Source organism: Xenorhabdus innexi (genome assembly GCF_002632485.1).
Lineage (GTDB): Bacteria > Pseudomonadota > Gammaproteobacteria > Enterobacterales > Enterobacteriaceae > Xenorhabdus > Xenorhabdus innexi.
Genome location: NZ_NIBU01000032.1, coordinates 31,062 through 41,359, shown reverse-complemented (window position 1 = coordinate 41,359; position 10,298 = coordinate 31,062). Strand labels below are relative to the sequence as shown.

Sequence of the window (10,298 nt, the reverse complement as noted above, 5' to 3'; positions counted from 1 at the left end):
ATTGACTGCTGGCGCTTTCCACATAAAAAATTAGGGGTATCTGATGGTCATTGAAACGGTGTGCTAATTAACCATAAAACTTAATGGTTTTCAAGCTCGTTTGATGAGGTTATCAAATGCAGAATGTACCACTAGAGAGATATTAACCACATGTTGAACAAGTAAGCCACCGTAACCATATCCGTTTGGGTAGGTGACTATGAATGCTATTTGGTCAATGTTACATTCAGAAGAGTTGGGCTTGGCTGGCATTAAGATGATAATTCCAACCGTTTTATTTGCAACTGAGCAGATAAAATGGCGGTAGTTAGCTAAACCTCCAGTCACATACGTAGAATCGAAAGTTCTTCTTATCGAGTTACATGTATTGATGAATGTGCTGTGGTGCCCAGTTCTAAATAGTGTTTCCTTGATATATTCGTGCCAGTAACTGGATTCAGTTGCCTGAATTTCACGTAAAGCAGATAGCATCTCGTTTTGATTAACTTCTTTAATACGCGCCTGATATGCTGGGTAAACTTTTTCTTCTGGAGTGATTGGAGGATTATAGTTTGGAATTGACATAGCATCATGTTCTTCTCTGTCAGACATAATTGTATCCTATTGAAAAGTAGTGACATCAGCATTGGATGTATTTTAAGGTTAAAATAGCAACAAACAATATTTATGACTTTAATACACCCTTCAAACTTACTAATCCAGAGTTTTATCATGGTTCAATGTTGATTTTATGTGAATGAATTAACATGCTATTCAAATTTTGGTATGCTTATTGCCCGAAGCTCGGCATAATTTTGATGTTATATGAAACGACGTTATGTGAGCAAAAGCCTCTGGCCTGGCATCCTTGATGGTCATTTTACGGTGATCATTACGGGTGCAGAAAACCGGGCATATAAAATGACAATGAGAGCGAGGAGTTAGTCGTGCTAGAAGAATACCGTAGGCACGTAGCCGAACGTGCAGAGCAAGGCATCGTCCCTAAGCCATTAGACGCAGCTCAAGCAGCTGCGCTGGTCGAATTACTGAAGAACCCACCTCAAGGTGAAGAAGATTTCCTGCTGGATCTGTTGACAAACCGTGTTCCCCCCGGTGTTGATGAAGCCGCTTATGTAAAAGCGGGTTTTCTTGCTGCAATCTCGAAGGGTGAAACAACTTCACCACTTATTACACCGGAAAAAGCGATTGAATTATTGGGAACCATGCAGGGTGGGTATAATATCCATGCTTTGACTGACGCTCTCGATGATGAAAAACTGGCACCCATTGCCGCCAAGGCGCTGTCTCACACTTTACTGATGTTCGACAGTTTTTATGATGTGGAAGAAAAAGCGAAAGCGGGTAATCCACACGCCAAACAAATTATCCAATCATGGGCAGATGCAGAATGGTTTCTGCAACGTCCGGCACTGGCTGAAAAAATTACTGTTACTGTCTTTAAGGTCACTGGTGAAACTAATACCGATGATCTTTCCCCAGCACCAGATGCGTGGTCACGCCCCGATATCCCATTACATGCTTTAGCAATGCTGAAAAATGCCCGTGAAGGCATCGAGCCTGATCAGGCTGGTGCTGTTGGCCCAATCAGGCAAATTGAAGAACTGAATAAAAAAGGTCATCCTCTCGCTTATGTAGGTGATGTTGTGGGTACCGGCTCCTCTCGTAAATCTGCTACAAACTCTGTTTTGTGGTTTATGGGTGAAGATATTCCGTTCGTGCCGAACAAACGTGGCGGCGGCGTTGTATTAGGTGGAAAGATTGCACCGATTTTCTTCAATACGATGGAAGATGCAGGCGCATTGCCGGTTGAGGTTGATGTATCCAGACTGAATATGGGAGATGTGATTGATATTTACCCATATAAAGGTGAGATTCGTCACCATGACACCAATGAAGTACTGTCAACTTTTGAACTGAAAACAGATGTACTGATTGATGAAGTTCGTGCCGGAGGCCGTATTCCGCTGATCGTCGGTCGTGGTTTGACAGCCAAAGCCCGTGAATCTTTAGGGTTACCATACAGTGATGTTTTCCGTCAGGCAAAAGCGGTTGAGAAAAGTAACCGGGGTTTCACACTGGCACAGAAAATGGTCGGTCGTGCCTGTGGTAGTGCTGGTATCCGTCCGGGAGAATATTGTGAACCTAAGATGACCTCTGTTGGTTCGCAGGATACAACCGGCCCGATGACCCGTGATGAGCTGAAAGATTTGGCCTGTCTCGGTTTCTCCGCAGATCTGGTCATGCAATCATTCTGTCATACTGCGGCTTATCCAAAACCTGTCGATGTAACGACTCACCATACCTTGCCTGATTTCATCATGAACCGTGGTGGTGTATCCCTGCGTCCGGGAGATGGCATCATTCACTCATGGCTGAACCGTATGTTATTGCCGGATACTGTTGGTACAGGTGGTGATTCTCATACTCGTTTCCCTATTGGTATTTCTTTCCCGGCCGGTTCTGGTCTGGTCGCATTTGCAGCGGCAACAGGGGTTATGCCGTTGGATATGCCAGAATCTGTATTAGTGCGTTTTAAAGGGAAAATGCAACCGGGCATCACTCTGCGTGATCTGGTTCATGCCATTCCTTACTATGCGATTCAGCAAGGTTTATTAACCGTAGAGAAAAAAGGTAAGAAAAATATTTTCTCCGGTCGTATTCTGGAAATTGAAGGTTTGCCAGAACTGAAAGTTGAGCAGGCATTTGAACTGGCAGACGCGTCAGCCGAACGTTCTGCGGCAGGCTGTACTATAAAGCTGGATAAATCCCCGATTATTGAGTATCTGCAATCCAATATTATTTTGTTGAAGTGGATGATTGCGGAAGGCTACGGTGATCGCCGGACGCTGGAGCGCCGTATTGTCGGGATGGAAAACTGGCTGAAAGATCCTCAGTTGCTGGAAGCAGATGCTGATGCAGAATATGCAGCAGTCATTGAAATTGATCTGGCTGATATCAAAGAACCTATTTTGTGTGCGCCAAATGATCCAGATGATGCCCGTCTGTTATCTGAGGTTGCTAACAGCAAAATCGACGAAGTATTTATCGGTTCCTGTATGACCAATATTGGTCACTTCCGTGCTGCGGGTAAATTGTTAGATCAGCATAAGGGCCAGTTACCAACCCGCCTGTGGGTTGCTCCGCCCACTAAGATGGATGCCGCTCAGCTGACAGAAGAAGGTTATTACAGTGTCTTTGGTAAGAGTGGGGCGCGCATTGAAATTCCGGGCTGTTCATTGTGTATGGGTAATCAGGCTCGGGTTGCTGATGGTGCTACGGTGGTTTCTACTTCTACACGTAACTTCCCGAACCGTTTAGGCGCAGGAGCTAATGTTTATCTGGCATCTGCGGAACTGGCAGCTATAGCTTCACTATTGGGGCGTTTGCCAACACCGGAAGAATATCTGCAATTTATGGATAAAGTTGATGAGACAGCGGCTGATACTTATCGCTATCTCAATTTTGATCAACTGAATCAGTATACTGAAAAAGCGGATGAAGTGATCTTCCAAACTGCTGTGTAAAAAAGTATATTGCTGAATGAATAAGGGAGGCGGGGCCTCCCTTTTTTGTGCCTGTTTTTTGTGACAGATTTTTGTGTCAGTTTGTGCTCTGTCTCTGAGGTGGAGACACCGGAAATGTTTAAAATTCAGATGTGTGAAATTTAAGTAAATGTGGAGGTGTGTGATGGAATATGAATTTTTGCAGGATATTACTGGTCAGGTTACAACGCGTTTCTCAATGGATCATGAAGCTGTCGGTCACTGGCTTAATGAAGAGGTGAGAGATGACTTGAGTGTACTGGATAAAATCAATTCAGCGCTGACCGATATTAAAGGGAGTGAACGGCAGTGGCAATTGAATGGTCATGAATACACACTGCTAATGAATGAAGAAGAAGTCATGATCAGAGCCAACCAGCTTCAGTTTGATACGGAGACGATAGAAGAGGGTATGAGTTACTACGATAATGAAAGTCTGGCATTTTGTGGTACAAACGATTTTATCGATATGCTGGCAAATTATAGAGATTTTGTTTTGCAAAAAAAGAATGGGTAAGAGGTTATATTTTCATTCTATGGCGGCTTTCTGCCATAATCTCTATTTCATCGCTTTCGTGTTCAGTAGATAGGTTCCAACAAAAAAGGTAGGCTTTTATGGAAGAGATCAATCTGTCCGGTGAGATTGATAAAGCAACACATTGGCTTGTCAGTAATCAAGAAATACTGCTTCAGTATGTAATGAATATTGTATTTGCTATTTTAATTTTGATAGTCGGTCTGTCTATTGCCAAACTGGCATGTAAGACAGTGAAACGAGTGATGTCGTTACGAGGCATTGATACGACTATTTCTGATTTTTTATCAGCCATAATTCGTTATGCCATTATCGCATTTACTATCATTGCTGTTCTTGGAAAGTTAGGCGTTCAGACTGCATCTGTAATTGCAGTGATTGGTGCCGCTGGTTTAGCTGTTGGTCTGGCATTACAGGGTTCACTATCAAATTTTGCCGCAGGTGTGTTACTGGTTGTTTTCCGCCCACTTCGTGTTGGTGAGTATGTCATCATTGGGTCAGTGGAAGGCACAGTTGTACAGGTGCAGATTTTCTCCACAACATTGCGTACTGCGGATGATCGTATCATTGTTATCCCCAACGGCAAGATCATTACAAACAATATTATCAATACCAGTCGTGAACCAAACCGCCGTACTCAGATAATGGTCGGTGTAGCCTATGACGCAGATATTGATGAAGTGAAAAAAGTATTGGGTGATGTCATTAAAGATGACAGTCGTATTCAGCATGAAAGGGGTGTAACTATCCGGTTGCATGAAATGGCCCCTTCATCACTCAACTTTATTGTACGTGTATGGACAACTAATGGTGACGCCTGGAGTGTTTACTGGGATCTGATGGAAAACTTTAAGCGCGCCTTAGATAAGCACAATATCGGTATTCCTTTCCCACAAATGGATGTTTATCTGCATCAGCAGCAAATTGCATTACAAAAGAAAACTGACAAGTAATCAAAACAATTGGTGTGAGGAGCAATGTACTCACACCAATCCTGCCTTTTAAACTATCCTATTAATTTTATTGATGATGGATAAGAATTATTCATTTTCTCTAATGTGTAAATTTTCCTAATATGCCGATATCTGACTGAATAAATATTAGGAATTTTTGCATGATTTCAACATTGATACAGGGGTTTTTCCTTAGTGCGGCGATGATTATCCCACTTGGGCCGCAAAATGTTTTTGTGATGCAACAGGGTAGTAAAAAACAGTTTCATCTGATGAGTGCCTCATTGTGTGCCATCAGTGACATTATTCTGATGATGGCCGGGATCTTTGGAGGGAGCGCCCTGCTTGGGCACTCCACTTTTTTGTTACAGGCTGTGACATGGGGAGGCGTTGCATTCCTGTTGTGGTATGGATGGGGCGCTTTTCGGGTAGCATTATCAGCGGATTTGACTCTTTTTAGTAAAGATACTCTTGTCCAAAGCCGCTGGCGAATTATTGTGACATTATTCGCAGTAACCTGGATGAATCCTCATGTTTATCTGGATACTTTTATTGTATTAGGTAGCATTGGTGGAGGATTATCAGCAGAGTTGAGACCGTGGTTTACTATCGGCGCAGTGGCTGCTTCAACTTGTTGGTTTTTTGCACTGGCGATATTGGCTGCGTGGTTTTCTCCGCTTCTCAATCAGCCGCGATCTCAGCGTATTATTAACCTGGTTGTTGGATGTGTGATGTGGTATATCGCATGGAGTTTATTGAAACAGGGATTACATACTTTTAATTAACTGAAACAATTCTTTATAATTTAAACAATTCTTTATAAATAGTGTGCTAATGTTTCTGAAAACTGCTTGTCTTATTGTCTACTGGAGTTTTTCAGGCTATTAGAGCCTTACCGAAAATACTTTTTTATTTGCTGTATACCCAATTTTTTTCTGGTTAACAGTGACTTGAAAGATGGTGGGTATATCTGAAAGGAGGTTTTAGTGAAACGTAACTCACTGATATTTGCTGCTATGCTGGCTGTAGGTAGTATGTCAGTCTCGGCGGCAGAATTTCCATCTGTCCCGCACATATCCACTTCGGGTAATGCTATAGTCAAAGCAACCCCGGATATGGCAACTTTGATAATCCATGTAAAAGTGAGCCAAAAGAGCGCGAGCGATGCCAAGAAAAAAGTTGATGAACGTGTCGCCAAATATTTTGATTTTTTGAAAGCGAGTGGTATCGATAAGAAGGATATTAATGCGGCTAATATACGAACCCAGCCAGAATATCAATATGATCAAAAAAACGGTAAATCAACAATTATAGGGTATAGTGCATCCCGCTCAGTTGAGGTCAAAGTGCATAAGTTGGATCAACTGAATCCGCTTCTGGATGGCGCTTTGAAAGCAGGACTGAATGAAATTAATTCTGTGCAGTTCAGCGTTGCTGATCCTCAACTATATCGTAATGAAGCCAGACAGAAAGCGGTAGCAAATGCGATTCAACAGGCAACTGAACTGGCAAAAGGTTTTAACAGTAAATTAGGTTCTATATATAGTGTCACTTATCGTCCGCCTGAAGCAGTTCATTATCCAGTGAACAGGCTATTCAAGTCAGCTCAGATGGCAGCAGCGCCCGAAGCGGATTCAGCAAATGAAACTTATGAACCACAAAGCATAGAGTTTTCTGATCATGTTGACGCAGTTTTTGAATTACAGCGTTAATTAGTATCATCGTCCTGACGTAACATCTGGCGTCCGAGTTTTAGCAGGGCGTCAGTGACTTTTCGCATAGCACTGCTTTCCGGGGCAAATCGATGCCAGTAGAGCATGCGGCGCTGGTATAGCCCAGGTGTTAAATCAACCAGTTCCCCTGCTTTCAGTTCTCTGTCGATTTGTAAATGAGGGATCATGCAGCATGTAGAGCCTTGTTTTGCCAATTGAACAAAGGCCTCAGATGAGTTAACGATGTGGCAGGGCACACTACCCGGCGACAAATCAAAATACTGCTGCAAAAAGGCTTGATGCATATCATCCAGATGATCAAATGCCACCGCTGGCGCTTTCAATAATGCAGAGCGTGTTACTCCGTTAGGGAAAAAGCGGGCTGCAAATTTAGGGGAAGCGACGAAGAGATAATCGAGAGCACCTAATTTATCTACCAGGCAACTTGGCAACGGCTGTGACTGAATACTGATTGCACCGACAACCTCCCCGCGTCTCAGGCTTTCCTGTGTTCGTGTTTCATCTTCCACCTGAATATTGAGCCGGATGGGTAAATCAGAAAGCACCGGATGGAGCGCCGGTAAAAGCCAGGTAGCCAGACTATCTGCATTGACAGCAAGAGAGAGCAGCAGAGGTGTCTCATTGCCGTTTTCATCACCGAGCCATTGTGCTTCAAGTAATTCTACCTGATGTAATAGCGCCAGCAATTTCTGCCCCTGTTCTGTAGGACGGGGCGGAACAGTACGAACTAATAGCGGCTGACCAAATAAGTTTTCTAATTGTTTAATTCGTTGGGATACGGCGGATTGAGTAATACAAAGCTTTTGGGCTGCACGTTCGAAGCCGCGTTCGCGGATCACGGCGTCTAACGCCTGTAAGGATCGATAATCAGGACGTTTCATTGAAAATCAGGCTCTCCGTTGTTAATTAATTCTTCGATGATTCTGGAATGATACTTATTCTGGAATAACATTGTGTGCCCAAAATATTTTTCGGTCTAGGTAGCACTATGCCATATTTTTTCACAGGGTAAGATAAAATATTGTTTATACTGGCTGCTGGATTTTTCTTGTAATTGATTATAGGCAGTGATTGATATGACACAGGATGAACTGAAAAAAGCGGTAGGTTGGGCAGCGCTGGAATACGTTAAACCGGGTACAGTTGTCGGAGTAGGCACCGGTTCAACAGCATCTCATTTTATTGATGCTCTGGGAACAATGAAGGATAAAATCGAAGGTGCGGTATCCAGCTCGGAAGCATCAACTGAAAAATTGAAAAGCCTTGGTATCCCTGTGTTTGACTGTAATGAAGTTGACTCTTTGGACATTTATGTTGATGGAGCTGACGAAATTAATGCTCAAATGCAGATGATTAAAGGCGGTGGTGCTGCACTGACCAGAGAGAAGATTATTGCTGCGGTGGCAAAAAAATTCATTTGTATCATTGATGCATCTAAACAGGTTGATGTGCTGGGTAAATTCCCGTTACCTGTGGAAGTTATTCCGATGGCTCGTTCTTACGTTGCCCGTGAGCTGGTAAAATTGGGAGGAACACCAGTTTATCGTCAGAATGTTATCACTGATAATGGTAATGTTATTCTGGATGTCCATAATCTTGCCATTCTTAATCCTATCGAATTAGAAAACAAAATTAACGCTATTGCAGGCGTAGTAACGGTAGGCCTGTTTGCCAATCGCGGCGCTAATGTCGTGTTGGTTGGTACCTCTGACGGCGTGAAAACGATTACAGAGTAACCGATATCGAAGGGCAGAATATTCTGCCCTTAAAAAATTTTCAGACTTCTTCAAAAAATAAAATTCAGATATATATACTACATTTCTGATTAAATCTTCCTCAAAATTCTAATTTAATCTTATAACGAAATCTTTTACTTTGCGTAACAACTCTTTTACTGTTTCTTATGCTGTTTTACAGGCAAACGATTATATTGCCGTTGACGTTTTTTTTGTTATTTTAGTGAAATCTATCGGCATTATGAAAGTCAGCACAACTAGGGCGGGTAAATGGTTAAGGTATCTTTAGAAAAGGATAAGATTAAGTTTCTATTGCTGGAAGGTGTTCATCAAAGCACAGTCGACAATCTGCGGGCAGCAGGTTACAGCAATATTGAATATCATAAAGGGGCATTAGAGCCGGAAGAGCTGAAAGAAGCTATCCGCGATGCCAGATTTGTTGGTATTCGTTCCCGGACACAATTAACAGAAGAAATTTTTGCTGCGGCAGAAAAGCTGGTTGCTGTCGGATGTTTTTGCATCGGTACTAATCAGGTTGACCTGAACGCAGCGGCAAAACGCGGTATTCCTGTATTTAATGCCCCATTCTCTAATACACGTTCAGTAGCTGAGATGGTATTGGGGCAACTGTTGCTGTTGTTGCGTCGCATCCCTGAGGCTAATGCAAAGGCTCATCAAGGAATATGGAAAAAACAGGCTGCGGGTTGCTATGAAGCGCGTGGCAAAAAATTGGGTATTATTGGTTATGGTCATATCGGCTCACAGTTGAGTGTTTTGGCTGAAAATATCGGCCTGAATGTTTACTTTTACGATTTGGAACACAAATTGCCATTGGGTAACGCCCAGCAGGTTCATCACTTATCTGAGTTGCTCAATATGAGTGATGTTATCAGTCTGCATGTTCCTGAAACGCCTTCAACCAAAAATATGATTGGTGCACCAGAATTAGAACTGATGAAACCGGGTTCAATTCTGATCAATGCTTCACGTGGTACTGTGATCGATATTCCTGCACTGACTGAAGCGCTGGAGATCGGGCATCTTTCCGGTGCTGCTATTGATGTTTTCCCTGAAGAGCCAGCAACAAACAACGAGCCTTTTGTCTCACCGCTAATCAAATTTGACAATGTATTACTGACTCCTCATATCGGTGGTTCCACGCAAGAAGCACAACAGAACATCGGCTATGAAGTCGCAGGTAAACTGGTTAAATATTCTGATAATGGCTCTACATTATCCGCAGTTAACTTCCCGGAAGTTTCCCTGCCGATACATGCGAAGGATACCAATCGATTATTGCATATCCACGAAAATCGCCCGGGTATCTTGACCAGTATTAACCAGATTTTCGCCGATCAGGAAATCAATATAGAAGCACAGTATCTGCGTACTGAAGGGAATATTGGTTATGTCGTTATCGATATTATGACGCAAAACCCGTCTCAGGCTGAATTAGTCCTGCAACAGTTAAAAGCTTTGCCTGGTACAATTCGCTCTCGTATGCTTTACTAAAACGAGTAGTACGAAATAGTACGAACAGTATAAGGGCTATCATAATAGCCCTTATATATTGAAACTTAGCAATTTCGCCGTAAACCCTCGCCCGATGAGGGCGGGGGTTTACGGCGTAAGACGCGATAGCGGCTTAATCTGGGGTCGCCTGACTCTCCACATAAGCCTTTAACGTTTCAATTGTTGCACCGCCAGCAGTGCAAGCGAAGTATGAACGTGACCACAAGGCGGCGCTTTTACTCTGTCTTGTAAGGTGTGTGTTTTGTCGTCGCAACATACGAGATGAA

General features: G+C 42.9%; 10 protein-coding genes. 7 read left to right on the top strand and 3 right to left on the bottom strand.

The genetic code is table 11. The annotated features are described in order from the left end of the window. Positions 1 to 90 precede the first annotated feature (90 nt). Positions 91 to 591 carry a hypothetical protein gene (locus Xinn_RS13015; protein ID WP_099137662.1) on the bottom strand — a complete coding sequence of 167 codons (501 nt, stop codon included), beginning with the start codon at positions 589 to 591 and terminating at the stop codon, positions 91 to 93. A 335-nt stretch (positions 592 to 926) separates the two neighbouring features. Between Xinn_RS13015 and acnB the strand changes: the two genes are divergently transcribed. From acnB to Xinn_RS12990, 5 genes are all read left to right on the top strand, one after another. Beyond that, complete coding sequence (acnB, locus tag Xinn_RS13010) at positions 927 to 3,524, top strand: bifunctional aconitate hydratase 2/2-methylisocitrate dehydratase (RefSeq protein ID WP_086955920.1); 2,598 nt, start codon at positions 927 to 929, stop codon at positions 3,522 to 3,524. A gap of 163 nt (positions 3,525 to 3,687) precedes the next feature. Then, positions 3,688 to 4,059: a YacL family protein gene (locus Xinn_RS13005; protein ID WP_086955922.1), complete on the top strand. Its 372-nt coding sequence runs from the start codon at positions 3,688 to 3,690 to the stop codon at positions 4,057 to 4,059. 98 nt (positions 4,060 to 4,157) lie between these two features. Further along, positions 4,158 to 5,030 (top strand): small-conductance mechanosensitive channel MscS, encoded by an 873-nt coding sequence (mscS, locus tag Xinn_RS13000; RefSeq protein WP_086955923.1) that lies wholly within the window; start codon positions 4,158 to 4,160, stop codon positions 5,028 to 5,030. 161 nt (positions 5,031 to 5,191) lie between these two features. Further along, positions 5,192 to 5,815 (top strand): arginine exporter ArgO, encoded by a 624-nt coding sequence (gene argO, locus Xinn_RS12995; RefSeq protein WP_086955925.1) that lies wholly within the window; start codon positions 5,192 to 5,194, stop codon positions 5,813 to 5,815. Positions 5,816 to 6,016: 201 nt separating this feature from the next. Next, a complete protein-coding gene (locus Xinn_RS12990) occupies positions 6,017 to 6,742 on the top strand; it encodes an oxidative stress defense protein (protein ID WP_086955926.1) in 726 nt (241 codons plus the stop codon). Here Xinn_RS12990 and Xinn_RS12985 read toward each other — a convergent pair. Further along, positions 6,739 to 7,644 (bottom strand): LysR family transcriptional regulator ArgP, encoded by a 906-nt coding sequence (locus Xinn_RS12985; RefSeq protein WP_086955928.1) that lies wholly within the window; start codon positions 7,642 to 7,644, stop codon positions 6,739 to 6,741. The genes Xinn_RS12990 and Xinn_RS12985 overlap by 4 nt on opposite strands. A 195-nt stretch (positions 7,645 to 7,839) precedes the next feature. Here Xinn_RS12985 and rpiA point away from each other — a divergent pair, with 195 nt between their 5' ends. Together rpiA and serA are read left to right on the top strand one after the other, a co-directional pair. Then, positions 7,840 to 8,499, top strand: a complete 660-nt coding sequence (rpiA, locus tag Xinn_RS12980) for a ribose-5-phosphate isomerase RpiA (RefSeq protein WP_086955930.1) — start codon at positions 7,840 to 7,842, stop codon at positions 8,497 to 8,499. Between the two features lie 270 nt (positions 8,500 to 8,769). Continuing rightward, positions 8,770 to 10,011 carry a phosphoglycerate dehydrogenase gene (serA, locus tag Xinn_RS12970; RefSeq protein ID WP_086955931.1) on the top strand — a complete coding sequence of 414 codons (1,242 nt, stop codon included), beginning with the start codon at positions 8,770 to 8,772 and terminating at the stop codon, positions 10,009 to 10,011. Positions 10,012 to 10,144: 133 nt separating this feature from the next. Here the strand turns inward: serA and Xinn_RS12965 are convergent. Further along, a partial coding sequence (locus tag Xinn_RS12965) for a transposase (RefSeq protein WP_211286012.1) occupies positions 10,145 to 10,298 on the bottom strand: 154 nt, incomplete at its 5' end.